This window comes from Butyrivibrio sp. Su6, assembly GCF_900108105.1.
In the GTDB taxonomy this organism is placed as follows: Bacteria; Bacillota; Clostridia; order Lachnospirales; family Lachnospiraceae; genus Butyrivibrio.
In genome coordinates, this window is the sequence record NZ_FNUR01000005.1 from 1 (window position 1) to 25,550 (window position 25,550).

Consider the following 25,550-nt stretch of genomic DNA (forward strand, 5'->3'; position numbering starts at 1 on the left):
CGGTGATGGATCCGCAACAATAGAATCAATAGTTTCAAAAAACTTCTTTTTGATGTATGATGCTTTCATGAGTGCCTCCTTAAATCAATGTGTGGTCGGATACCTTTGATTTAAGGGGCCGCCTTTGCTAAAGCTTCTTTAGCAAAGGCGGCCGCACTTTTTGAGGCCTGTGTCAAGCCCTAATTTAAAAATTTTCAAATAAAAAAGTGATTCTTACGTTCTTTGTAGAATCACTTTTTCTTTTGCAATAATGTTTTTGATATGAAAGTATATATGAATTTCCTTAACTAAATGACATTGGAACCGTCCCTCTGTCTTCCCTCTGTCTTCCTCATGTTTCCCACTTAAGTCCTTTTTCCCTGGTAAATGCCCTGCTCTCTTCCATTGGCATGGGCTTTCCAAAGTAATACCCCTGCGCTTTTTCACAGCCTGCTCTCTTTAGAAAATCAAAGTGTTCCTGGGTCTCCACTCCTTCTGAAAGAGGATAGATTCCAAGTACCCTTGCTCCCTTTATAATAAAGCGCATAAGATCTCCGGTTTTAGGGTTATTATCAAGACTTCTTAAAAATACCATATCAAGCTTTAGCACATCAAATTCATAGTCCGCAATCGTATTAAGTGATGAATAACCACTTCCAAAATCATCGATCCAGATCTGATAACCTGCATCCCTTATCTTTTTGCATTCCTGTTTGATAAGGCCGGAGTTGTCATTAAATGCACTCTCTGTGATCTCAACATCGATCAAATTGCGGGGCATATCATACTTCTTTCGCCATTTCTCCAGCGTTTCGAAAACATCACAGATTTCAAAATCAAGTCGCGAAATATTTACTGAAACAGGAACAATCACTTCTCCCTTGTCTCTAAGTCTTGCATAATCTTCGCAGACTTTTCTGATAACAAAAATATCAACCAGATGTATGAGATGGAACTGCTCTAATGTCTCAATGAAGTCTCCCGGATTTATCATTCCTATTTCCGGATCAACCCATCGAACAAGCGCTTCATAGCCACATATTTCACCTGTTTTTACTCTTATGACAGGCTGGTAAAAGACCTTTATATACTCTTTTTCCACCGCTTCATCAATATTATCAACGACATACTGCTGTCTTATCATCTTATTTCTGAGCATATCATCGTAAATACAATAATTTACATCGTGCCTGCCTTTAATACTATTGCAGGCAAGTCTTGCATGATCACAGGCAAGACCTATTTCTGCTCTGGCATCATCAAGTATATAAATTCCGGCTTTAACTCTTACCTTTTTGTTCACATCCTCAGATAAAAGCATCTGTTTAAAAACTGTCTCAACCTTACAGATTACTTCGTCTCTTGATGCCGATACACATACAACAAAATGGTCGTCTGAAAAACGAGAAATTGTTGCTCCCGAAAAGACCTCTCTTATTATCTTTGCAAGGCTCACCAAGAGCTCGTCGCCCATTTTAAAGCCAAAGCGCTCATTATAAAGTTTAAAATTCGGAATATCAAAATGGATAAATGCTACTTCTTTTCTCCAAAACTCAGGAGAATTGAGCATGTTTTGAACAATATGGTAGAAAAAAGACATGGTAAAAAGACCAGTAAGCTGATCTGTTTCCTTGCTTCTTGACAATAGCTCCGCCTCAGCAAAAGAGTTCCGGCTATTATTGAAATACTCATTTTGGTCCACATCTACTATAAATACATAGAAATAGCTTCTTCCCCCCTCGGAGTGAAGAAGATGACCAAAATCCTCAATATACTTGACATCACCTTTTTTGGTGATTATCCTGTAACGCACATAATCATGGCGTTTTTCACCAAAAATAGTCTGTGCTTTTATCTGGGTCTGAACTTTTTGGATGTCATCAGGATGGACCATTCCCGAAAAAGTACCGCCGGTATATTCCTTAAACTCTTCGAATGATCTGCATCCGAAGAGTTCAACGATATTGTTCTCCGCAAAAAGTATCTTTTCATCTCCCTCGGCCTCATAGATAAAAAATCCACCGGGAAGATTATTGGGAACAATACCACACATACCAGTATCACAGAACTCTTCTCTCATTTACATACCCCTCAAAGCAAAGCAGATACTGTTTAAGCCGTTTAAGAATACCTCTCTGTTATCTTAAGAAGTTCCTGTCTGTATCTGTCTTTCACGTCCTCCGGAGAAGCTATGATAACCCCATCCGACAGGGCAAAGAGCCATCCAAAGAACTGATCGCTTATCGCAACATCAACGCTTGTCTCTGACCATCCCTCTTCATCTGACTTTCTGATACTTATGTCTTTGCCAAACCTGTCTATCAAAACTCCAACTAAGTCGTTTTTGAATTTCAGTTTTACTTTGGTTTCTGTTCCCCCGAACATTCCAAAATTCATCTTGGAATAAGCAGCCATATCAAAAGCTTTAAAATGCTCTTTTCCAAGTCTCCTGTCATCCATGATACGGATGTTTCTCATTTTATCAACACGGTAATGTTTTATCTTATCAGCCTCAGCATCAAATGCAATGAGGTAATAATTCTCATCATCCCATGTAAGCGCCCATGGACTCACTTCATATAAGCCTTCTTTTCTCGGAACAAGTTCTTTATTCAGATTCCATTTAAGGTACTCAAATTGTATGCGTCTGTTAGTGGATATGGCAGTATGTATCTCATCTACAATGTAGTAGATACTCTCGTTCATTGTCTTTATTCTGCCCTGAACCTCCACCTGCCTTTTAAGCTGCATTGCCTCATATTCACTGACAAGACCTGTGAGCTTTTTGATAAGCTCATTGGATTTTTTCTCTGTAATGAATTTGGAAGACTGTATCGCATCCACCAAAAGCTTAAGCTCTGCTATTTCAAAGTGCTTGCTGCCAACGTGGTAGTAATAATTTCTTCCAACCTGTTCCAGGATAACGTCAATGCCCAGGGTGCGGAGAGCCTCCATATCATCGTAGAGACTCTTCCTGTCCGCAGTTATCCCACACTCTTCTAACCGTTCCTTTATCTGAGGCATTGTTAGAAAATGCTCATCGTCAGTCATCTTGACCATTATTTTAGCGAGATAATACAGTTTTAATTTTTGATTGGCACCCTTTGGCATTTTGACTTACCCCTGAAGCTTATTAGTTTTTGTCACCAACAATCTTGTTGATAAGAATCTTTCCTGCTCTCTTTGCTGCATATGGTCCAACCTTTTTAAGTTTGTCCTCAGATCTGACCATAGTGCTTGCTGCAGGCATATCTCTTGTAAGATGGATAGCATCAAATTCACACTTTGTTGTGCAAAGTCCGCATCCGATACAGCGGTTCTCATCTACAGTTGTAGCTCCGCAGCCAAGGCATCTGTTTGCTTCGGCCTTAACCTGATCTTCAGTAAATACAAGTCGAAGATCATCAAAGGTCTTGCTTGCAACACCGGCTTTTTTACCTGGAATCTGTCTCTTTGCATCATCGAAGCCTTCAACCTTTATATCGTCCTTATCAAGCTCAATAAATTCTCTTCTGTCACGAGCAAGGTCAAGACGATTTCCTTTATGTACGAAACGGTTAATGGAAACGCTTCCTTCTCTACCACCGGCAATAGCATCTATAGCAAATCTTGCACCTGTGAATACATCACCGCCAACGAAGATATCGGGTTCTGCTGTCTGTCTTGTAAGCTTATCAGCAACTGCTGTGCCATTTCTGTTAAGTTCAACCTTTGTGCCCTCAAGAAGGCCACCCCACTGAACTGACTGACCAATTGACAAAAGAAGATTCTCACAAGGGATCTCTATTGTCTCTTCCTCATTGTACTTAGGACTGAAGCGATGCTCTGAATCGAATACACTCACGCATCTCTTAAAGATAACGGACTTAACATGACCATTTTCAGTAACAACTTCCTTTGGTCCCCATCCATTCTTAACTTCAATTCCTTCTTCTTTTGCTTCTGCAACTTCATCAGCTGCTGCAGGCATCTCTTTTTCACCCTCAAGGCAAAGCATTGTAACTTTAGATGCTCCTGCTCTTACAGCTGTTCTGGCTACGTCTATAGCAACATTTCCGCCGCCGATAACAACAGTGTCGCCATTTAACTTAATGGAATGATCCTGATTTATGTTTCTAAGGAAATCAACACCTGTCTGAACGCCCTCAGCATCCTCGCCAGGAACTCCGGCTTTTCTTCCGCCCTGCATACCAATAGCGATAAAGAATGCCTTGTAGCCTTCCTCACGGAGTTTCTGTATAGTAATGTCTTTTCCTACCTCAACTCCACACTTGAACTCAACGCCCATCTGACGAATAACATCAATCTCAGCATCGATTATGTCTTTTTCAAGACGATAGCTTGGAATACCATTCATGAGCATTCCGCCTGGTCTCTTCTCTTTTTCAAAAACTGTAACAGGATAGCCGTCTCTTCTAAGGAAGTAAGCAGCAGCAAGTCCTGCAGGGCCTCCTCCGATAACAGCAACCTTATAATCATCAGACCACATTCCGCCATCATGCTTCTCGCAAAGTGGAATGTATTTTTTATCACTCTTAAGGTCTAAAGAAGCAATGAACTTCTTGATCTCATCAATAGCAAGAGGCTGATCGATAGTTCCTCTTGTGCAGGCATCCTCACAGCGTCTGTTACATACAGCGCCGCAGATATATGGGAATGGGTTATCCTGCTTTATAAGTTTGAGAGCATCCTCATATCTGCCCTCTGCAGCCATCTTGATATAGCCCTGAACTGAAAGGTGTACAGGACAAGCTGTCTTACATGGAGCTGTACCTGTGTCGTAGCAATTAATCTTTGCATCATCTCTGTAGTTGTAGTTCCACTTCTCAGGGCCCCACTTTTTAGCGTTAGGAAGCTCTGTCTTAGGATACTTAACTTCTGATCCGTCTTTTTTGCAAAGCTTCTGGCCAAGCTTGGCAGCACCAACAGGACAAACTTCTACGCACTTACCGCAGGCAACACACTTATCTTTTTCAACATGTGCTCTGTATGCAGATGCTGACATATTAGGTGTGTTAAAGAGCTGGGATGTTCTAAGAGCATTACATACTCCGGGAGCACAGTTACAGATAGCAACAATCTTGCCTTCACCGTCGATATTGGTGATCTGGTGAACATATCCATGTCTCTCTGCTCTCTCAAGGATCTCATAAACTTCTTCCTTGGAGATATAATGACCGATTCCACGATCATCCATGTACTCAGCCATGTCGCCCATACCTATGCAGTAATCACCACGGATCTCTCCGCTTCCTTCACCACGCATAGCCTGCTGCTTACGGCAAGAACACTCTGAAATACCGTATTTATCATACATGTCGATCCATCTTGAAAGATGTTCAACAGGAACTGACTGATTCTCAAGTGAAATAGCCTTCTCAACAGGAATAACATGCATTCCAATTCCAGCTCCTCCGGGTGGAACCATCTGTGTGATCCCTGCAAGTGGAAGCTGTGTCATAAGGTTAAAGAATGTAGCAAGCTGTGGGAATTCATCAGTAAGCTTTTCCTGCATCATCATAAACTCTGCTGAGCCCGGAACAAAGATAGGAAGCTCATACTGAAGATGCTTGTCAGGTGTCTTGGCACGATTCTGCTCGATGATACCGATCCATCTAAGACGCTCCACCATCTTCTTTGTATCTTCCACGCTCATATTGTTCATGGTTGCGAGTTCTTCAATAGAATATGGAACACGTGTCTTCTTAAAGTTCAAAAGAAACTTCACCTGTTCCTTATTAAGAATAAGATCAAGCATCCAATACTCCGGATCTCTGTTGTTGATCTTATTTGTGAGTTTTTTTACATAACGGTCAGTAATGAGCTTAGCAAGCTCAAGAACCAGTTTCTCTTTTTCCGGATCCTCTGCCTTATAATTTGGATCCTGCCAATAATCATTTTCATTGATCATTGGATCGCCGATTTTCCAATCAGCCATAGTCTTTACTTTAGCCATAAGATATCCCCTTCTAACAAAAAATTAATCTCCTTTTAACATTGTACAATAAAGGAAACTGCATGACTAGACGAGATTTTCCATAAATATTCACGCTATTTTTTGTCTGAAATGCTCTTATAGCCGTAAAAAAACTCCCCAAGCAGTGGCAGGTGTCTGTCCCGATTGAGGAGTTTTTATGCTATTGATTGCTTTTCTTGGGTTCAAGGGCCTTTTCTTCGTTTTTGATTTCCCAGTGGATGAGGAAGGTCAGGGCTGCTCTTAGAGCTATGATAGCGCCTAGGATTCCGAGTTCTGCCCACTCTCTGACTACGACTGTTCGAAGAACCTCGCCGCCAAGCTTGAATTCAAGGGCAAGTGCTATACCCTGTGCAAGTTGAAGCCTGATGGAATCATCTTTTTTAATCCAGAATACGAAGCTCCTTACAGCAGTGAAGACAAGGATACATATGCCAAACATTTCCAGGATAAGAGTTGAAAACTCTACGATATATCTTAGGATGTTTTCTGAAGCAAGATATACATTTTCCATAAGTGCCCCCTTTACTCATTTTTTAAGTAGTCTTCTTTATCTTTTCTATAACTTCCATAACTGAGACAGATGCGGAATTGTCTTTAACTTTTAATAGCTCACAGCAGGCTTTGCAGAATGTATCAGCAAATGCCTCTGCTGTGCTTCTTTCATAGACTCCGGCATCATAATCTACCATTATTCCAAAATCCTCTGCACTATCAAGTATCTGCAAATTCATTTTATTGTTGCAGGCCATACCCTCTTTTGGCAGTTCAGATATTTCCCGTACAATTTCGTCATATTCCCCATAGTTATATATATCTCCCTGGAAAATAAGGCAAAGCAGATCCTCTCCATAATATGATCCTACCTCTTCCCAGTATGATACACGACCATGTGCAATTCCGTCTTTGATCTGATAAGAAACTTCCTTCAGAAAGCTCTCTACGGATACTCCTTCTTCAACAGAAATCGTCACCGGCAAATCAACTAAAAAGCAGCCAACAGCGTTCATCCTGCGAATATCTGATTTTCCGTTCCAGGTCCATGTCAAAGCAACATTTCCGTTATTTCGGTTCAAAGCCAGTGCAATGGCTGCCGCAGCAATATAGAATCCATTCCTGCCAAGCCCGTACATAGCACTGATCATATCTACTTCTTTTCTTTTAAACGAAAAGTCAAGAAATAACTCGCCATAAATATTTTTTCGGCCACTGTGATCAGGTGCTGGAAGTGTAACGCATCCGGCCTTGTCATAATTCTTTTTGAAATACTCTATGTCATCCCTTAAAGCATCTGAGGCCCCGTATCTATTCTCTTCCAGGCAGATGGCTATATAATCATCTCTTTCAACCGGCTCATTCCGGTAAATACTTCCGATATCCTCCAGAAGCTTATGATATGATTCTCCATCGCATATAGCATTACAGATATCACACAGACATTCCTTTGTCTTTGAAGTTTCTATGAGCCTGCAGCGAAACATGGGAGTGTTATCAAAACGAAACGGCCTTACAAAGTCATTCACCGTAAGCTCAAGCTCGCTTTCGCTCATCTTCTCCGGAACAATCTTTGGAATGATGGTCTTATCAAATTTCTGTATAAAACCTTCTGCTGTTTCCTCTATGGTACTATAAAGCGACGGATGCAAAAGAATCGCCTTTTCTATAGCATTCGCCATTCTATCAAGATCAACTAAAGGGTCAAAAACAAATCTTACCGGTAGGTTTAATACTGAGGATTCAGGATTTTGGGCCTGAACACGGAGCAAATAATCCTGCGATGCATTAACCCGCACAAAAGGAGCCTCTGTATCAGATAAAGCCACATCTTTTTTAACTGAAGTTTTTATGAGCTCCTCTATTCTTTTTGCGGTTCTTCCTTCATATATATTCTGAACAGATAAGTCCTTAAGACTGCACTTAATAATTACAAGCATGGCCTTTACAGAATCTCCGCCAAGCTCAAAAAAATCATCGTTTATACCGATTTTTTTATTGTTCTCAAGAACTGACTCAAATGCTTCACATATGGTCCTTTGTATATCATTCTCAGGTTTCTCATACGTGTCGCATATATCAGAATCATCAGGATTCGGAAGTCTTAATTTATCAACCTTTCCGTTTTGATTAAGAGGTATTTCAAAAATTCTAACAAAGCGCTGTGGTATCATATAGCCCGGAAGGTAGGAAGTCAGAATCCTGGAAATGTTTTCAGATGAAAGCTCACTCTCAGCCTTATAATATGCGCAAATAAGTGGTGTACCATTCTTTTTCTTAAACGCCTTTACGGAACAAAACTCTATGTTAAGAGCTTTTTTAACAGCACTTTCCACTTCCGCTAATTCCACACGATTTCCGTTTATCTTGACCATTTCATCGATTCGGCCAAGGATAGTATATCTGCCATTTTTATCCACAGAAGCATAATCAGACGTTCTGAAGAAACGCCTTCCCTGTATCATAACAAATACTTTCTCATTTTCTTTGGGAAGCTTATTGTATCCGCGAAAGAATGGAAGATATATGCACAGCTCTCCTTCATCTGATGCCTTGCCATTTTCATCAAGAAGCACTATTTCACTGCCTTCTTCAGGATATCCAATGGGAGTATTGTCGTATCCCCTGTCAAGTTTAAAGTGGCACGCCGGATATCCGAACTCACTTGGACCATAAATATTTATGACATCAAATTTGCTGTCCTCAACATCCGATACGATTTCTCCACCGGTGTATCCGACACGCATTGATTCTATTCCAAGCTGCTGCAGTACCTTAAAAAAAGTCGGGGTCATAAATGTTGAGTCAATCATGTGTCTGTTAAAATATGCCCCGAGTTTTACGGGATCCTTAGTTGTCTCCCACGAAAGGACGTGAAGCGTACATCCAAATCCAAGAAGCCCTACGGTCATATACACCCCGCCAACAAAGGATTCAGGAATGACATTAGCAAATCTCATTAATTCTTCTCTATTTTCATCTCCCTCAGGATATATATACTCTTGCATAAGGCCTTTCCAAAACCCAGCCCCCATAGGATCATATATCCCGTATTCCTGCATAACTCCCTTAGGTCTGCCACTGCTTCCTGAAGTATAAACATAAAAGGCAAGGTCATGCGGATCTGCCCTTCTAAAGTCCTGACACTCAGAAAGCTCCATAGCTTCTTCCCATTCCTTGCCACTCATTACCAGAACACAGCTGCAATCATTTACAACATAGTCTATGCGTTCCTTTCCCATAAGGTCCTCAAGCGCAACCCATGCTGCGCCAGCCATCATGACACCAATACGTGTAGCAATATACTCCATTCCTTTAGGATAGTATATCCCTACCGTATCCTCTTTACCGATACCTTTACTCTGAAGATACCGATTGACTCTCATTGCATAACAAAAGAGCTCCCTATATGATGTACTGCGCGCTCCATCATGATCCACGACAGCTATGCGATCCGGATGCTGTCTAGCTATTCTTTTTAGTCTTTCAATAAATTCCATAACTGCCTGTAGTCTCCATGTCACATTATTCTATCTCGAATGCATTACGGTTAAAGCTAAGTGACGCAAAATTGATCTTCTTATAAACAAGCTTCTCAGTGAGCCCTGAAACAACAAATGATCTAAAAGAATCCACCTTATGATCTGTATCCGTGAGATCATAGTACACACCGTTATCCTTGGTTATGATATGTACATTGTTTCCAACTTCAACGATACACTCCGCAAGCACAGTCTTTCCCGGATTAAGATCATATACGAGCATAAAGAGTTCTTCAAAAAGCACCATTACTCTGTTTACGGTACTACTACTCTGACCGTTATCCTTAAGTGTCCTACCTATCTGATCTCTTGTTGCAGTAATCAGCTCAGGCCTGACCTCAAACTCATACATCCATATGTGGCGTTCTTTCTCCATTGGAGGAATAAACAATACATAACTGTCCTTATCATATCTCAGGCATATGTATATGTATGACAAAAGATAGCCCAATGCCGGGGCAATCATAAGCCCTATGAACATTCCATAAATGCCCCAAAGCCATCCTCCAAAAATAGCAAGCGGAGCAGCGATAACCAGATCTCTTAATGCACATATAAGAACACCCAAAGGAATTTTATCTATAAGAATAAAATAGGAGGAGTCAAGATACATCCTGCTTGTAAATATTAGTGTAAGAGACATAATGCGTAATCCCCACACAGCAATCTGAACCTTTTGTGGATCAACTATTCCAAGAAAACCAACGATAACGGGCGCGCCAATAATTATTACAGCCGTAACGATAATACTCTCAATCACAGCTGTCTTCCTGGCTAATTTCCACACCTCGTTCACTCCCTGATATGTTTTCTCACCAAGATACACGCTTATTATCGGAGTTAGGGCAGCCCCTACCCCATCGAAGACAAACTGCACTTCTTTAATAAATGACACAATAGCAATCAGAATCAACATTCCGCTGCCAAAATTTTTTACAACATACCTATTCATAATCGAAATGAATATCATCAGAAATAAATATGTGCTGGAATCAACAATACTATATCTGATGATTATTCTTAACTTAGCTGCAGAAAAGTAAAGATTGGGATGAAGTGAATTTCCTTTTTTTACAAAATGAAATAGAAGTATAACTATAGATAAAAAAAGACTCAAAAATGAAGCCAACCCCAAACCTGATGTCCCCATCAGTGAAGCAAGCAAAATCGAAAAAATGATATTAGTGACAGCCGATACCGCATTTGCCAATGTACTAATAGCCTCGTCTCCATCAGAAAAAACCATCTCGGAAAGAAGTGTTCTTAGTGGCAGGATTATAACGACATATTTTATCCAATAGAGATAATCTCTAGCCAGTAACAGGACCTGCCCCTCAGCTCCCATATACTCAAGGTAAATGTTACCGCCAAAGATCAGTATGATAAACAGCATGATTCCTGAGATACTGGTTCCGAGGATACCTACGCCAAAAGTCCGGTTGGCTTCTTCTCTTTCAAAAGCACCAACTTCCTTTGAATAAAGTATTGGGACTCCCAATGAAAACAAAAGGGCAAAAAAGCTCGCAAGAGAATACGCCGGAAGAACGAGATTTATGCCTGTAACTGCATCCTCTCCCAGCTTGATACCTGCTATAAATGCATCGGCCATAACCGTAAAAGCCACCAAAAAAGATGTTACTATTCCACCCGCAAGCATGGAATAAAATTTAGATGATATAAAGGTCTTTTTTGTTAACATATCGCATTTTACTCCTAAAGCTTCCTATTCAATATCATTATATCATATTATTTGTGCCGTTATTTCATGTATTAAAAAATGCCTACGCACCTGGGGCGTAAGCATTGGTAATAAGGATAAATTATTTAAAATACAAGCGAAGCTATGACTTCAACAACTCCGCATAGAACCATCACAAGGATGGGATTTAATTTCCATTTTCTCAAAGAAAAAATAGAAAGGACAAACAAAACAAAGGGTCTTACCGAAAAATTTCCATCTGTAAATTCAACACTTCCTGATTTAAATATAGTCGGGATCAAGATCATAAGGCCGGCTGCAAAAATCATGGAAACAACAGCAGGGCGCAGGGATAACAGTGCATCTTTTAACACCGGAAGCTCTTTGTACTTGGTATAAAGGAGCGCCAGAATAGTAACAAATATGCATGAAGGAAGTACAACTCCTACTGTTGCCACTATTGCTCCTGGTATTCCTGCTGTCTGATTACCTACAAATGTTGCCGCATTTACAGCTATTGGTCCCGGTGTCATCTCTGCTATAGTTACAAGGTCTGCAAAATCAGCTGCACTGAGCCAACCATATTTTTCAACTACCTGCGAACTGATAAGTGGCATTGCTGCATAGCCGCCCCCAAAGCTAAAGGCTCCCACCTGCAAGAAGGCAAAAAATAATTCTAAATATATACTCATACTCTTTCACCTCTTGCTTTTATAAGTGACCTGAAAATACCTATTATGAGCGTAGCAACTATAATGAGTATCACATTCACCTTAAGATAGTAATTGAGAATAAATGCCGCAGCCATGATAACTATGAGGAGCAGATCTTTCTTTTTCACAATTCCAAAGGCCATATCCCATACTACTGAAACAATAACGGCGCTTACTCCTGACTTCATACCAAACAAAAGCGACTGTATATATGGATTGGTCTTAAAGGCCGCATAAAAAGCAGATACAACCGTAAGAATAACAAAAGGTGGGATTATTGCTCCCAAAACCGCAACCAGTATTCCCGGAAATCCACATATTTTATAGCCTATTACTATTGCTCCATTTACTGCAATAGGGCCCGGTGAAGACTGGGCGATGGCAACAAAGTCCAGCATTTCCTCTTCACTTATCCATTTCAGTTCATCTACAAATTTATTTTTAAGAAGGGTTATGATCACATAACCGCCTCCAAAGGTAAACGCACTAAGATATAGGGTTGATAAAAAAAGTGTCTTTAACTTGTCTTTCAAAACAAGACCTCCAAACATCAAGAAAAAACTCCGAAAGAACTTTTCTTCCGGAGCTTTCCAAAATTACTTTAAAAGCTTTTTACCTGCATAGATAACGATGCAGGAACCGATAACACCGACGATCAGGTTACCAATGATGCCGCTTCCATGGATACCAACAAGGCCAAGAACAAGATTTCCTACGAAGCCACCTACAACACCAAGAATGATGTTTCTTAAAAGGCTGCCTTCATTTTTCATAAATCTTCCTGCAATCCATCCTGCAATAGCACCAATAATAAGACCTGTGATAAGTCCCATTCCATTGATCATATCAATATCCCCTTTCAATTACTTTTTTTCAAAACCTAGTATAACATATACTTCCCAATATACATATTTCTTTTTTGCCAAAAAAGCTTGAAATAATCGCATATTATGGCACTTTACCAACGTTTATTTTTCTTTAACAATTTAATTGTTGACAATCAAATTAAATTGTGCTAAATTTAATTTATCGAAAACAAATGATTGATTAAACGGAGGTAATACACTATGGAATATAAATTTACAGCAGCAAATTTCGAAGAAGAAGTTATAAAGAGTGACATCCCTGTTCTCGTAGATTTCTACGCAGACTGGTGCGGTCCTTGCAAAATGATGATGCCAATCGTAGATAAGATGGCAGAGAAATATGATGGAAAGATCAAGGTTGGTAAGGTTAATTCCGACGAAGAAAACCAGCTTGCAGCTAAATATAACATAATGTCAATTCCAAGTTTCCTTTTGTTCAAAAACGGCGAGCTTGTTGATACACTTACCGGTGCTATGCCAGCAGATATTTTGGCTAGCAAACTTGATTCTTTATTATAATTTTTCCTCTAATTTAAAGCACTCCATCCTGCATATTACAGGATGGAGTGTTTTAGTTTGTCATTCTTTAGCCTTGGTTAAAAAGAGCTTCCAACTCATCTTTATGTTCTTCAAGAACCTTCAGTACCCATTTACTCCAGTGTCTTGCATCAGTTTCAGAATCGCCAAAGACATAATCTTCCTGGCCATAATCTATAACATCAAATCCAGGAGTTGATTTACTTGCTCCCTTTGTTCTGTAACTTACTGCATCAGCAAGTGTAAATGAAACATTTGTTGTATCGTCATAGTTTACCCAGCTACTGATGTCAGTTCCTGTAGCTTCTGTTGCATCTCCGTTAGTTGTCTGCTTTTCTGCTGCCTGTTTTGTGATCTTAACAGCTCCGTCAACGTATTCGCCATACATTGTATCAACAGTAAGGGCAAGTGATTCGCCGAGTACTTCAGATGGAACATGTCCACCATCCCACTGCCACTCAATTGTTGCATCCACTCCTGCTGAAAGGAATGCGAGCTGCAGGTTAAGTGAGTTAAACATTGATATGTCACCTTCAGCTGCTCCGCAGACCATTCTTATCCAGGCTGGATCTGAGCCATCTGTGTCGCCGATATAATTAAGCGGATTATAAAGCTCTACTATAACATTACCGTACTTATCGCCGGAATATACTTCCTCAACATCGCTCTGATAAGAAGCAAGCATTTCATCATAAGTTGCATAGTTGGAGGAATCAGTTGTGCTGCCCGCTGACTGGGTTGTTCCTGCATCAGGAGTTCCTACATCCATAGTGTCTCCTGCTGAGTTAGCAGCAACATCAGAATTGGCAAAGCTTCTGTCTTCTGTACCACCTTCTGCATCTGCGGTCTCTCCGTTCATATCACCGCCAGGTGCGCCGGCTCCATTTGGCATGCCTTCTCCACCGGGACCTCCAGCCATGTCACCAGGGCCGCCAGCCATATTACCGGGTGCTCCACCAGGTCCGCCCATTCCACCATTTGAGGACGTGCTCTTAGCATATCTGCCTTCTATAAATGCCTTTGCCTTATCTTCGGAAGTCATAGCTGCAACTTCTTCATCAGAAAGAGCATTTCCGTCGCTGTCAAACCATGTCCAGTCTTCAGCATAATCAAGGTTATCAAGGTACCACTGAAGGTTAGATTCAAACTCAGCAAGATAGAAATCTACATAAGTTCCGCCATATCCATTGGTATCAGCATATTTCTGCTCATCATATTCGATGCTGAGAGCAATAGTATCATCTGTATCGCCATCTCCATTGATATCAAGCGCTACATCACTTTCATTTACTGACAGATTCTGGCCATTGATATACTCCATGTATTCTTCTGAAAGATATTTTGCCATCTGCTCCTGGAATGAAGTATTAAAGTCATAGTCCACATCCATGTAATATTCAAAAGCCATGGCCATATCTGCTTCATACAGTGAAGTGATCGGAGAATATGCTACAGCACCCCATGCTCCGTCAGAGAGATCATAGGTTGTTCCATCTATCGTTACTGTTGTGTCATATGTTCCATCTTCATTTACATATACACCCACAGCGCCAACAGCGACCTGGTAGTCATAAAAATCTGAACTGTCAGAAGTTGCGGCAAACATTGTAGCATGCGCTCCACCGCCGCTTCCTCCTGTAGATACCCAGTACTGTGTACTTCCCGGAAGATTTCCAAGAAGAATATTATATCTTACAAATCTGGCTGCTGCTTTCTGATCCACAAGGCAGGATGGTGCATCACCTGTGTAATACTCTTCACCATTTTCATCTGTGGCTGTATCATTTTTTCCTCTGTTACCGCAGGAAACATTTATGTAGCCCTCTGAAGCATAACTTGTAGCAGCTGTGGTGTTAGTTGAAGAGCTATAACCTGCAGCACCTGTATTTAAAATAACCGGAGCTGTAGAAGCTGTATAAACCTGTCCGTTAGAGCTTGTGACCTGTGCTTCATAATCAATTACAAGTTGTCCATGAACAGCATCAGTATAGTTTTGTGAAGTAATATCTGCAGCTCCGTCGCCGTCTGTATCGATTCCCTTGATATATGCTCCGGGAATGCAAACTGAAACGCCTTCTTCGTCTTCAATTTCCGCATTGGCAACTGCAGTTACAATACTCATTACCCAGGCATCTGCATCAGCATCATAAGTCCAGGTGACTTCTTCATTATTTGCCAGATCAAGAGCTGCCTCTATCTGCTCTCTCTCTTCCTGTGAAGTAGCCTGCAATGAAGAAACCTTTGTTTCACTCTCTGCTCCTTTAGTATCAGCAGTACTTTCTGCTTGAGATTCCTCTGATTCTGAGTTTGTCGTATTTTCACTGGTAGTAGCTTCACTGGTAGTTGAAGTAGTTGTATCAGTACTGCCACAGCCTATCACCTGTGCTGTAACAGCTGCTGTTGCAATAAGTGCAAGAATTTTCTTTCTATTCATTTTGACCTCCATATGTTTTCATCTGATGGTCATATGATAAATAATAAAGCTTTAAGAAAGCTTGAAGGATTTTTAAAAAAAGTATTATCGGGCAATTGGTATCCTGACAACAAAAGCTGTTATCCCATCCCTGCACTCAACTTCTATGCTGCCATTATGGTTCATTACTATTGCCTTAGCTATTGCAAGTCCAAGGCCATAATGACCATTCAGATTACGGGAACTGTCTGTCCTGTAAAAGCGTTCAAATATCCTTTCTCTGTCCTCTTTAGGGATTTCTTTTCCGGGATTGGAAACTTTAAAAACAGCATTTTTTTCATTTCGCGAAAGGCTGATCACTACATTTTTCTCTTTTGCCTCAGAAATCTCAGCATGAGATATAGCGTTATCAATGAGAGTAGAAATAAGTTTACCGAGTTCGCCTGCATCTCCCATTACATGGATATCCATAGCTATATCACTTTCGATCAAAAGACCTTTCTCAAAAGCAACAGAATCAAAAGGAAGCATCCCGCCTGTTACAAGCTTAGACAAGTCCACATCTTCTCTGACTATACTTACATTTTCTGTTCTTGAAAGGTCAAGCAGCTCCTTTACAAGCTCTTTCATCCTCTTATTTTCAAATATTATATTGTCAAGCCATCTGTTTTTCCCTATTTCACGTTCTAATAGCTCTGCATTGGCACTTACTGTTGATATTGGAGTCTTTAGTTCATGACCTGCATCAGAAATAAAAAGCTTTTGTTTCTGATACATTTCGTCAATAGGCTGCATTATCTTGTCTGCAACTTTTAACGAAACAAAAAACAAAATGACAAGCGCTATAAAGCCAAAAATAATAGTATTTAAGATAAGTGCTTTCATACTGCTGGTGATAAGGGAATTATCCATCATAACTACATAGGTGTTTCCTTCAGTTTCCGTAACGCAGTAAATAAGTCTTCCTATAACACCACTTGTCTTTTTGGCGTCTACAAGAGATTTTGCAAGTGCCGTAAAGTCTTCATCACTCATAACAGGTTTTACGTCATTCATGATATCTGTTACTTCACCGTCCTGCGAAAAACCAACAAGGTACATAACTGAAGAGTTTTCAATCATTCTCATCTCAGGTACCTTTGCATTATCCTCAGGAATACCTTTGGGACCATTCCCCTTAATGTAGTCACTGGTAAATACTTTAAGAATATTCTGACTGTTCCTATAGACAGCACTGTAAGTAGTAAAGTAAATAATTATCAGCGTGCCAAGCAGAATAAGACCTAAAGCCCCCATGATTGTCACAATTATCTTATTTCTTGATGACTTCAAAAGTTTACTCATGTTTTGTCTTATCATGACGTCTCCTTTTGGCGAAGTTCATAGCCCAGTCCTCTTACTGCCTTTATCTCCATTTTTGAATCAAGATACTGGATCTTTTTTCTGGTAAAAGAAATATATACTTCCACGTTATTGTACTCTGCCTCATTTTCATATCCCCAGATTTTTACTGCCAGCTGCTCTTTACTTATGATATTGCCCGCATTGGTCATAAATATCTCAATGATATGAAGCTCTTTTTCTGAGAGTCTGACATCCATTCCATTTTCAGTATTAATGAGCATGGATTTTCCCTGATCAAGTTTAAGGTCTCCGGCAGATAGCTTTCCTGTATCATCCGTGCTCTGTATATTGTTTCTTCTGAGCATAGCGCGTATTCTGGCCAGAAGCTCTTTTGTCTCAAAGGGCTTTGTAAGATAATCATCCGCACCACTGTCAAGCCCTTCTACCTTGTCATCTGTATCAGCCTTTGCAGTAAGCATGAGCACCGGCGTCTGTATACCTTCTTTTCTGATGTTTCTGGCAATTTCAAAACCATTCATACCGGGAAGCATCACATCAAGTATTATCAGGTCATAGATATTGCTCCTGGCAGCCTCTAGCCCGCCAAATCCTTCATAATACGCATCGACATCATACTTCTCCTGCTTCAAAATAGCGCAAACAGCTTCAGCCATTCTTTTTTCATCTTCAACAATTAAAAGCTTCATCCAGTATCTCCTTATATATCTGCTATAAGGATATTATACTAAATGAAGCTTTAAAAAAGATTGAATTTTGTTAAGTTTAATCAGCCAAGTCCCACATCGAGAGCCATCATGATGATGAATCCAAGGGCAAAAGAAATGGTTCCAATATTAGAGTGCTTTCCTTCTGCCATCTCCGGTATGAGTTCTTCTACTACAACGTAGATCATGGCTCCTGCGGCAAAGCTTAAGAAATATGGCATTAATGGCACAAACAGTCCAGCTGCCATAACAACTAAAAGCGCTCCGATAGGCTCAACTATTCCCGATAATACACCATACAAAAACGTCTTGCCTTTGGATTCACCCTCGGAAAGCAGTGGCATCGACACAATTGCGCCCTCAGGGAAGTTCTGAATAGCGATACCTATGGCAAGGGACAAGGCTCCTAAAAAGCTTGTTGTCTGACTTCCATAGAGCCAACCTGCACATACTACACCGACAGCCATTCCTTCGGGAATATTGTGAAGAGTTACAGCAAGTACAAGCTTTGTCGTTCTCTTAAGTCCCGACTTTACACCCTCTTCACTACTATCCATATGCATATGAGGTACAAGTACATCCAGACACAAGAGGAAAAGCATTCCAACTGCAAATCCTATAGATGCAGGCAAAAAGCCAAGCTTTCCAAGATTTTGTGACTGATCGATCGCAGGAATGAGCAAGCTGAAAAATGAAGCTGAAACCATGACTCCAGCAGCAAACCCTGTAAATGCCCTCTGAAGATTCTCACCAATTGAATTCTTAAAAAAGAAAACACAGGCTGCGCCTAAGCTTGTTCCTAAAAACGGAATAACTATAATTGGCCACATAAAACAGTCCTCCTATTCTATTCCATTATCCGCTATTATTCGCACAATAACAAGAAGTTAAAGCTTATCATAATGCCAAAAAGTTTTTGAGCATCTTCTTGCCTTCCGGAGTCAGAATAGATTCAGGATGAAACTGAAGTCCATAAACAGCTTTTGACACATGACTTACTGCCATGATCTCCCCTTCAACAGTTTTTGCAATGACCTTTAGCTCATCCGGCAATGTCTTTTCATTTGCAGCAAGAGAATGATACCTTGCTACATTAGTCTTTTCATCACATCCTGAAAATATAGGGGATGTGACATCAAGCTCTGTGAGCGACTGTTTGCCATGCATGAGTCTGTTTGCATAGGTGATTTCAGCCCCAAAGGCTGCGCAGATTGCCTGATGCCCGAGGCATACGCCAAGAATAGGGAATTCACCCGAGAGCTCTTTTACCACGTCAATTATCACACCGGCATTTTCAGGTCTCCCCGGCCCCGGTGAAAGAATGATGTGGCTTGGCTTCATAGCCCTAATCTCTTCAATTGTCTTTTCATCATTTCGGATAACTTTAATATCCGGATTTATCTCTCCAACATACTGATACAGGTTGTAAGAAAAGCTGTCGTAATTATCGATAAGTAAGATCATAGTTCTTCCTCCTGTGCCAGATTAAGGGCTGAAAGACAGGCCTTTGCCTTGTTAAGGCACTCCTCATATTCATTCTCAGGAACTGAATCTGCTACTATCCCTGCTCCGCTCCTTACAAAAACTTTGCCATTTTTCTTATAAAGGATCCTGATAGCAATGCAGGTATCCATATTTCCGGTAAAATCAATATAACCAATGGCGCCGCCATATATGCCCCTTTTATTGTTCTCAAGTTCTCCAATAAGCTGGCAGGCTCTTATTTTGGGCGCACCGGATAAAGTACCCGCAGGAAGCACTGATTCTATGGCATTTAAGGCATCCCTATCATCTCTTATTATTCCCTTAACTGTTGAGCCAATATGCATAACATGGGAAAACCTCACAACTTCTCTGAGCTTTTCAACTTCCACAGTTCCAAATTTGCTTATCTTTCCTATATCATTGCGGCCAAGGTCCACAAGCATGTTGTGCTCTGCAAGCTCTTTCTCATCTGCAATAAGCTCTTTTTCAAGCTCAATATCCTCACTTTCTGTGGCGCCTCTTTTCCTGGTTCCCGCCAAAGGGAATGTGTGAAGCACGCCATCTTCAAGCTTTACCAGGGTCTCAGGAGAAGCCCCTGCAACCTCTATATCCGACCCTGAAAAATAGAACATATAAGGCGATGGATTCACTGTTCTAAGCACTCTGTAGGTATCAAGAAGGCTTCCTTCAAATGGGGCAGAAAGCCTGTTAGATAGAACTATCTGGAAAATATCGCCCTCCCTGATGTAGCCCTTTGCCTTTTCAACCATGCTGCAGTACTCATCTTTGGTAAAAAGAGCTGTCACATCTCCCAAAAGTCTTCCTGATTGCTTTTCTTTCTTTTCACCTGTACGGATGAGCTTTACAAGGTTTTCAATGGAAGCTACAGCGCTATTGTAACCCTCTTCCTCATCATTCAGGAACATATTTACTATTACAACAATTTTCTGCTTTACATGATCAAAGGCAATTACCTTATCAAAAAGCATAAGATCTGCGTCAAAAAAGCCCTCTGAATCCTCTACTTTTACCTTTGTCTCAGGCTCACTGTACTTTAAATAATCATAGGCAAAATATCCCACAAGGCCGCCGGTAAATGAAGGCAGCCTTTCAAGTCTTGGGCTTTTGTAATCATCTAATATCTGCCTTATATAATCTGATGGATTATCACTTTTTATAGCAAGGCTTCCTACCTTGATCTCGCCATCCATACAAGTGATGGAAAGCTTTGGTTCATATCCAAGGAATGTATATCTTCCCCATTTCATATCTGCACTTGCAGACTCAAGCATGTAGCAGTGCTTTGATACGTTTTTTAGTCTCTTTAGAGTCTCTATTGGTGTCGTGAAATCAGAAAGGATCTCGGTGCTGATCGGAACAACCTTATACTTTCCTTCCCTCGCGATTTCTTTTACCTGTTCATAGCTTGGAAATATCTTCATGTCGTCTTCTCCATATGTATGCTTTTGCTCTACACAGCTTCCTTCATTTTCCGTACGTACTCTCCAACCACCTTGGGCGCATCTTTTCCATGCTCTTTAATGAGCTTGATGATAGCGGAACCTACAATGGCACCGTCCGAAACAGAAGCCATTTTAGCAGCCTGCTCAGGAGTCGATATTCCAAAGCCTATGGCACATGGAACATCAGTATTGTCCCTGATGACTTTTACAATAGAATCAAGGTCAGTTGTTATCTCTGTTCTGGTTCCTGTTACTCCAAGGCTTGATACAAGGTAAATATAGCCCTTTGCCTCTTTGGCGATCATGGATATCCTGTCTGCAGATGTAGGTGCTATAAGTGAAACAAGGTCAACGTCATATTTGTTGCACAAGTCTATAAACTCGCCCTTCTCTTCAAAAGGAATATCCGGAAGTACAAGACCGTCAATCCCAACCTCCCTGCATTTTGATATGAATCGTTCAGCCCCATAGGAATAGACTACATTGGCATAAGTCATGAAAGTCATAGGCACGCTGACCGTTTCTCTTACCTCTTTTACCATGTCGAATATCTTGTCTGTAGTAGTCCCTGCTAAAAGAGCTCTCACATTAGCCTCCTGGATAACAGGGCCTTCGGCTGTTGGATCTGAAAATGGAATTCCCAGCTCAATAAGGTCAGCGCCTGCCTTTACCATTTCATATATGCAGGCCTTTGTGGTCTCAAGATTAGGGTCTCCACAGGTTATAAATGGAATAAATGCCTTTCCGTTTTCAAAAGCTTTTTTTATGTTACTCATTGATATCCTCCCCTCTGTAGCGGGCGATTGCTGCGCAGTCCTTGTCGCCTCTTCCTGAAATTGTTATCACTATTATCTTGTCCTGTGAAAGTTCTTTTGCCAGCTTCATTCCGTAAGCTACAGCATGTGAAGATTCTATAGCCGGAATGATGCCTTCTGTCTTTGACATATATTCAAAAGCATTAACAGCTTCATCGTCTGTAACAGGCACATACTCTGCTCTTCCTATGTCGTGAAGGTAAGCATGCTCAGGGCCAACTCCCGGATAATCAAGTCCTGCGGAAATAGAATAAACAGGAGCTATCTGTCCATATTCGTCCTGGCAGAAATATGACTTCATTCCGTGGAAAATGCCTTCTCTTCCTGTAGCTATGGTAGCCGCAGTTTCAAAAGTATCAATTCCCCTTCCGGCAGCCTCACAGCCGATAAGCCTTACTTCCTTATCCTCTATGAAATTGTAAAAAGATCCTATAGCATTTGAGCCGCCTCCGACACAGGCTACAACAGCATCAGGAAGTCTTCCCTCCTTTTCAAGCATCTGCTCCTTTATCTCTTTTGAAATAACTGCCTGGAAATCTCTTACAATAGTTGGGAAAGGATGTGGCCCCATAACTGATCCAAGACAGTAATGGGTATCATCAATGCGCCTTGTCCACTCTCTCATTGCCTCAGAAACCGCATCCTTTAAGGTTGCAGTTCCTGTTGTAACAGGCACGACTTCTGCTCCTAAGAGTTTCATTTTGTAGACGTTGAGTGCCTGCCTCTTTGTGTCCTCTTCTCCCATGAATACTACACATTCCATCCCCATAAGGGCTGCGGCTGTGGCAGTTGCAACGCCGTGCTGACCTGCGCCCGTTTCTGCGATAAGTCTTGTCTTACCCATCTTTTTGGCAAGAAGTGCCTGACCTAAAACATTGTTGATCTTATGGGCGCCGGTATGATTTAAATCTTCTCTCTTTAGATAGATTTTTGCTCCGCCCAGGTCTTTTGTCATTTTCTCAGCATAGTAAAGCCTTGAAGGGCGGCCTGCGTACTCATTTAAGAGCTCTGTCAATTCCCTGTTAAACTCAGGATCGTCCTTAAATCTGTTGTATGCATTTTCAAGTTCAATTACCGCATTCATCAAAGTCTCAGGAATATACTGACCTCCGTGAACTCCAAATCTTCCCTTTGTATTTTCCATTGTCTACTCCTTAAATCTCTTTTCACAGCTGCGCTGCAAGTCTTACGTTTGCTACAAAGCTCCCCATTTTGGAAGCATCCTTATGTCCGTCCGTCTCTATCCCGGAGCTCACATCAACTCCGAAAGGCTTTATCTTAAGTACCACCTCTTTGACATTTTCAGGGAAAAGACCTCCCGCCAAGAAGAATGGTCTGTTAACATTTTTAAGTAGCTCCCAGTCAAAGTTCTTCCCTTCTCCGAGCCCTGCATCTAAGAGCACATAGTCCGCTATGCTTTCATTGGCAATACCAATATCCTCTTCATTTTTTATGATAAACGCCTTGATTATTGGCTTATCCGTGTGGAGTCTCAAATGCCTTATATAGCTCTCATTCTCGTGACCATGAAGCTGTATCACATCTATGACCTTTTCACCTATCAGCCTTATTATTTCGTCAGAATCCTCATCTACAAAAACGCCAACTGCCTTTATCTCTTTGTTTAGGCCATTCTTAAGGTCCCTCGCTGTCTCAGGATCAACATAGCGCTTACTCTTTTTCCAAAATACAAACCCGATGAAATCAGGTTTAAATATATTTGCGGAAGCAATGTCTTCCTTCTTTTTAAGTCCGCAAAGTTTAATCTTAGTCATTTCTCTTCTCTCTTCAGGCTCCTTTAAGTGTCGCCAAAGCCTTACTTTTATCTTCTGCTCTCATAAGCGTTTCACCTACAAGGACTGCATCAGTCCCTATTTCCTTGAGCGCTTTTATGTCTTCATTTGACTTAATGCCGCTTTCTGAAACAAAGACCAGATCTTTTGGAACCATATCCCTTAATCTTTTTCCAAGACTTATATCAACGCTAAAGTCCTTTAGGTTTCTGTTGTTTACTCCAATGATCCGGGCGCCTGCCTTAAGGGCTGTCTCAATTTCTTTTTCGTCGTGGCACTCAACGATTGCTGAAATACCAAGTTCATCACAGATATTCAAGTACTCTTTTATCCGGCTTTCAGAAAGTATCGATACTATCAAAAGAACTGCCGATGCCCCTAATATCCTGGCTTCATAGATCATGTACTCATCAACTGTAAAGTCCTTTCGAATGATAGGAATACTGACCTTCTCTGATATCTCCTTCAGATACTCATTCTTCCCAAGAAACCACTTGGGCTCAGTCAGGACAGATATCGCGTCTGCCCCGGCCTTCTCATAGTCCATGGCTATCTGAACGTAAGGAAACTCCTCTGCTATTATTCCCTTTGAGGGAGATGCCTTTTTACATTCGCAGATAAAAGAAATTCCTTCTTTTTTCAGTGCCTTCTCAAAAGAAAAATCTCCCTTTGGAAGTGACAGCGCCTTCTTTTTTACTTCTTCAAAGGGCTTTATCTTTTTTTCTTCTTCAATTCTTGTCTTTGTGTACTCTGCAATTTCTTCTAAGATATTCATCTTTGGCTCCCGGTTCATTGCTCTTTTTATCTATTGCTGACTTCTATGATCTTCTCCAGTGTCTCTTTTGCCTTACCTGAATCAATTATGTCGGCTGCAAGCTTTACTCCATCTGCCATGGACTGTGCCTTGCCTCCGATATAAAGAGCTGCTCCAGCATTTAAAAGAACTGCATTTCTCTTGTGCCCCTTAACTCCGCTTAAGATATCAAGAGTGATCTTGGCATTTTCCTGTGGTGTTCCACCCTTGAGATCATTTTTATCGCAAGTCTCAAAACCGAAGTCTTCAGGCTTTATGGTGAATGTCTTATACCATCCATCATTTATCTCACAAATCTTGGTTGGAGCTGAAAGTGAGATCTCATCGAGCTTGTCCATTCCATATACAACCATTCCGCGCTTGATGCCAAGGTTTACAAGTACCTGAGCTAAAGGCTCAACAAGATAGTCGTCATATACTCCAAGAAGCTGCATCTTAGGTGATGCCGGATTAGTCAAAGGTCCAAGGATATTGAACACTGTTCTGAAGCCAAGTTCCTTTCTGATAGCACCAACATACTTCATTGATGTGTGGTACTTTTGAGCAAAGAAGAAGCACATTCCTGCCTCTTTTAAAAGCTCAATACACTTGTCAGGACTCTGATCGATATTAACTCCAAGTGCTTCAAGGCAGTCTGCAGTTCCGCACAGTGATGACGCTGCTCTGTTTCCGTGCTTTGCAACCTTGATTCCGGCTGCTGCTGCAATGATGGCTGTTGTAGTAGAGATGTTAAAGCTTCCTGCATTGTCTCCACCTGTCCCTACGATCTCGAGCACATCCATACCTGTATCTACTCTTGTAGCATGATCTCTCATGGCTGCAGCACAACCTGCAATTTCATCAGTTGTCTCTGCCCTTGCGCTCTTAGTAGAAAGAGCTGCAAGAAAAGCCGCATTCTGAGTAGGTGTAGTCTCACCGCTCATGATCTCATTCATTACTGAGTAGGCTTCGTCATAAGATAAGTCCTCTTTGTTTACGATTTTTACGATTGCTTCTTTGATCATTTTGCATTCTCCTCTCGTTGCCTCTGCCAAGGGCTCTGCTTTTCACGCAAAAGAAAAGTCCTTGACAGAAAAACCTATTGTTTTCTGTCAAGGACGAATATTTATACACTATCCGCGGTGCCACCTTGATTCACGAAAATGACTTCGTGCTCTTGCAGGATACCTACATATCCCCGACTACTAACGTAAGCCTCACGTCACGGATACTAGAGAAACTAGTTTCTTTTTCCCCATGCCCTCAGCGGGCCATATAAGGACAAGTGCTCATCCACGCGCCCCGCGACCATCCGGCTTCCACCATCCCGGACTCTCTGGAAAGATAATTCTTTCGGTGCAAAATGCGCTTTTTCTTCCGCTTCACTGGTTTAAATTATTAAATTGATAAAATAT

Annotated in this window: 21 protein-coding genes; 1 reads left to right on the forward strand and 20 read right to left on the reverse strand. The window is 41.1% G+C overall.

Annotated features, from left to right (window positions below; genetic code table 11):
* Positions 1-331: 331 nt before the first annotated feature.
* From C4S54_RS07135 to C4S54_RS07175, 9 genes are all read right to left on the reverse strand, one after another.
* A complete protein-coding gene (locus tag C4S54_RS07135; protein WP_103868915.1) occupies positions 332-2,059 on the reverse strand; it encodes a GGDEF and EAL domain-containing protein in 1,728 nt (575 codons plus the stop codon).
* Between the two features lie 41 nt (positions 2,060-2,100).
* Positions 2,101-3,090 (reverse strand): helix-turn-helix transcriptional regulator, encoded by a 990-nt coding sequence (locus C4S54_RS07140; protein ID WP_103868916.1) that lies wholly within the window; start codon positions 3,088-3,090, stop codon positions 2,101-2,103.
* Positions 3,091-3,112: 22 nt separating this feature from the next.
* Positions 3,113-5,890 (reverse strand): FAD-dependent oxidoreductase, encoded by a 2,778-nt coding sequence (locus C4S54_RS07145; protein WP_103869065.1) that lies wholly within the window; start codon positions 5,888-5,890, stop codon positions 3,113-3,115.
* A gap of 226 nt (positions 5,891-6,116) precedes the next feature.
* Positions 6,117-6,467, reverse strand: coding sequence for a DUF1622 domain-containing protein (locus C4S54_RS07150; RefSeq protein ID WP_103868917.1), 351 nt, complete (start codon positions 6,465-6,467; stop codon positions 6,117-6,119).
* A gap of 22 nt (positions 6,468-6,489) precedes the next feature.
* A complete protein-coding gene (locus tag C4S54_RS07155; protein WP_103868918.1) occupies positions 6,490-9,447 on the reverse strand; it encodes an AMP-binding protein in 2,958 nt (985 codons plus the stop codon).
* 25 nt (positions 9,448-9,472) lie between these two features.
* A complete protein-coding gene (locus C4S54_RS07160) occupies positions 9,473-11,188 on the reverse strand; it encodes an MATE family efflux transporter (protein ID WP_103868919.1) in 1,716 nt (571 codons plus the stop codon).
* Between the two features lie 125 nt (positions 11,189-11,313).
* Positions 11,314-11,880 (reverse strand): chromate transporter, encoded by a 567-nt coding sequence (locus C4S54_RS07165; protein WP_103868920.1) that lies wholly within the window; start codon positions 11,878-11,880, stop codon positions 11,314-11,316.
* Positions 11,877-12,434: a chromate transporter gene (locus C4S54_RS07170; protein ID WP_330405625.1), complete on the reverse strand. Its 558-nt coding sequence runs from the start codon at positions 12,432-12,434 to the stop codon at positions 11,877-11,879. Before C4S54_RS07170 ends, C4S54_RS07165 begins: the two co-directional genes overlap by 4 nt.
* A 63-nt stretch (positions 12,435-12,497) precedes the next feature.
* Positions 12,498-12,746 carry a GlsB/YeaQ/YmgE family stress response membrane protein gene (locus tag C4S54_RS07175; protein WP_022774913.1) on the reverse strand — a complete coding sequence of 83 codons (249 nt, stop codon included), beginning with the start codon at positions 12,744-12,746 and terminating at the stop codon, positions 12,498-12,500.
* Positions 12,747-12,968: 222 nt separating this feature from the next.
* Between C4S54_RS07175 and trxA the strand changes: the two genes are divergently transcribed.
* Positions 12,969-13,286 carry a thioredoxin gene (gene trxA, locus C4S54_RS07180; RefSeq protein ID WP_103868922.1) on the forward strand — a complete coding sequence of 106 codons (318 nt, stop codon included), beginning with the start codon at positions 12,969-12,971 and terminating at the stop codon, positions 13,284-13,286.
* A 67-nt stretch (positions 13,287-13,353) separates the two neighbouring features.
* On the opposite strand, the gene C4S54_RS16105 is transcribed toward trxA, so the two are convergent.
* From C4S54_RS16105 to trpD, 11 genes are all read right to left on the reverse strand, one after another.
* Entirely contained in the window at positions 13,354-15,738 is a 2,385-nt protein-coding gene (locus C4S54_RS16105) for a hypothetical protein (protein ID WP_200821052.1), read from the reverse strand.
* Positions 15,739-15,822: 84 nt separating this feature from the next.
* Positions 15,823-17,076 carry a sensor histidine kinase gene (locus C4S54_RS07190; protein ID WP_103868923.1) on the reverse strand — a complete coding sequence of 418 codons (1,254 nt, stop codon included), beginning with the start codon at positions 17,074-17,076 and terminating at the stop codon, positions 15,823-15,825.
* A complete protein-coding gene (locus C4S54_RS07195) occupies positions 17,073-17,768 on the reverse strand; it encodes a response regulator transcription factor (protein WP_103868924.1) in 696 nt (231 codons plus the stop codon). The genes C4S54_RS07190 and C4S54_RS07195 overlap by 4 nt, the downstream gene beginning before the upstream one ends.
* Positions 17,769-17,848: 80 nt before the next feature.
* The gene (locus C4S54_RS07200; protein WP_103868925.1) at positions 17,849-18,616 is read right to left on the reverse strand and encodes a ZIP family metal transporter; all 768 of its coding nucleotides are present in this window, start codon (positions 18,614-18,616) and stop codon (positions 17,849-17,851) included.
* A gap of 67 nt (positions 18,617-18,683) precedes the next feature.
* Entirely contained in the window at positions 18,684-19,250 is a 567-nt protein-coding gene (locus tag C4S54_RS07205; RefSeq protein WP_103868926.1) for an anthranilate synthase component II, read from the reverse strand.
* Complete coding sequence (trpE, locus tag C4S54_RS07210; RefSeq protein WP_103868927.1) at positions 19,247-20,713, reverse strand: anthranilate synthase component I; 1,467 nt, start codon at positions 20,711-20,713, stop codon at positions 19,247-19,249. The genes C4S54_RS07205 and trpE overlap by 4 nt, the downstream gene beginning before the upstream one ends.
* Positions 20,714-20,742: 29 nt before the next feature.
* Positions 20,743-21,510, reverse strand: a complete 768-nt coding sequence (gene trpA, locus C4S54_RS07215; protein ID WP_103868928.1) for a tryptophan synthase subunit alpha — start codon at positions 21,508-21,510, stop codon at positions 20,743-20,745.
* A complete protein-coding gene (trpB, locus tag C4S54_RS07220; RefSeq protein ID WP_103868929.1) occupies positions 21,503-22,693 on the reverse strand; it encodes a tryptophan synthase subunit beta in 1,191 nt (396 codons plus the stop codon). The genes trpA and trpB overlap by 8 nt, the downstream gene beginning before the upstream one ends.
* Positions 22,694-22,715: 22 nt before the next feature.
* On the reverse strand, positions 22,716-23,324 hold the full coding sequence (locus C4S54_RS07225) for a phosphoribosylanthranilate isomerase (RefSeq protein ID WP_103868930.1): 609 nt from the start codon (positions 23,322-23,324) through the stop codon (positions 22,716-22,718).
* Between the two features lie 13 nt (positions 23,325-23,337).
* On the reverse strand, positions 23,338-24,117 hold the full coding sequence (gene trpC / locus C4S54_RS07230; protein ID WP_103868931.1) for an indole-3-glycerol phosphate synthase TrpC: 780 nt from the start codon (positions 24,115-24,117) through the stop codon (positions 23,338-23,340).
* 26 nt (positions 24,118-24,143) lie between these two features.
* Positions 24,144-25,160, reverse strand: a complete 1,017-nt coding sequence (gene trpD / locus C4S54_RS07235; protein ID WP_103868932.1) for an anthranilate phosphoribosyltransferase — start codon at positions 25,158-25,160, stop codon at positions 24,144-24,146.
* Positions 25,161-25,550 lie beyond the last annotated feature (390 nt).

Bases quoted from the DNA above. Each gene is read 5' to 3' on its own strand.
- C4S54_RS07135 (WP_103868915.1), bottom strand. From the start codon at position 2,059: ATGAGAGAAGAGTTCTGTGATACTGGTATGTGTGGTATTGTTCCCAAT.
- C4S54_RS07140 (WP_103868916.1), bottom strand. From the start codon at position 3,090: ATGCCAAAGGGTGCCAATCAAAAATTAAAACTGTATTATCTCGCTAAA.
- C4S54_RS07145 (WP_103869065.1), bottom strand. From the start codon at position 5,890: ATGATCAATGAAAATGATTATTGGCAGGATCCAAATTATAAGGCAGAG.
- C4S54_RS07150 (WP_103868917.1), bottom strand. From the start codon at position 6,467: ATGGAAAATGTATATCTTGCTTCAGAAAACATCCTAAGATATATCGTA.
- C4S54_RS07155 (WP_103868918.1), bottom strand. From the start codon at position 9,447: ATGGAATTTATTGAAAGACTAAAAAGAATAGCTAGACAGCATCCGGAT.
- C4S54_RS07160 (WP_103868919.1), bottom strand. From the start codon at position 11,188: ATGTTAACAAAAAAGACCTTTATATCATCTAAATTTTATTCCATGCTT.
- C4S54_RS07165 (WP_103868920.1), bottom strand. From the start codon at position 11,880: ATGAGTATATATTTAGAATTATTTTTTGCCTTCTTGCAGGTGGGAGCC.
- C4S54_RS07175 (WP_022774913.1), bottom strand. From the start codon at position 12,746: ATGATCAATGGAATGGGACTTATCACAGGTCTTATTATTGGTGCTATT.
- trxA (WP_103868922.1), top strand. From the start codon at position 12,969: ATGGAATATAAATTTACAGCAGCAAATTTCGAAGAAGAAGTTATAAAG.
- C4S54_RS16105 (WP_200821052.1), bottom strand. From the start codon at position 15,738: ATGAATAGAAAGAAAATTCTTGCACTTATTGCAACAGCAGCTGTTACA.
- C4S54_RS07190 (WP_103868923.1), bottom strand. From the start codon at position 17,076: ATGATAAGACAAAACATGAGTAAACTTTTGAAGTCATCAAGAAATAAG.
- C4S54_RS07195 (WP_103868924.1), bottom strand. From the start codon at position 17,768: ATGAAGCTTTTAATTGTTGAAGATGAAAAAAGAATGGCTGAAGCTGTT.
- C4S54_RS07200 (WP_103868925.1), bottom strand. From the start codon at position 18,616: ATGTGGCCAATTATAGTTATTCCGTTTTTAGGAACAAGCTTAGGCGCA.
- C4S54_RS07205 (WP_103868926.1), bottom strand. From the start codon at position 19,250: ATGATCTTACTTATCGATAATTACGACAGCTTTTCTTACAACCTGTAT.
- trpE (WP_103868927.1), bottom strand. From the start codon at position 20,713: ATGAAGATATTTCCAAGCTATGAACAGGTAAAAGAAATCGCGAGGGAA.
- trpA (WP_103868928.1), bottom strand. From the start codon at position 21,510: ATGAGTAACATAAAAAAAGCTTTTGAAAACGGAAAGGCATTTATTCCA.
- trpB (WP_103868929.1), bottom strand. From the start codon at position 22,693: ATGGAAAATACAAAGGGAAGATTTGGAGTTCACGGAGGTCAGTATATT.
- C4S54_RS07225 (WP_103868930.1), bottom strand. From the start codon at position 23,324: ATGACTAAGATTAAACTTTGCGGACTTAAAAAGAAGGAAGACATTGCT.
- trpC (WP_103868931.1), bottom strand. From the start codon at position 24,117: ATGAATATCTTAGAAGAAATTGCAGAGTACACAAAGACAAGAATTGAA.
- trpD (WP_103868932.1), bottom strand. From the start codon at position 25,160: ATGATCAAAGAAGCAATCGTAAAAATCGTAAACAAAGAGGACTTATCT.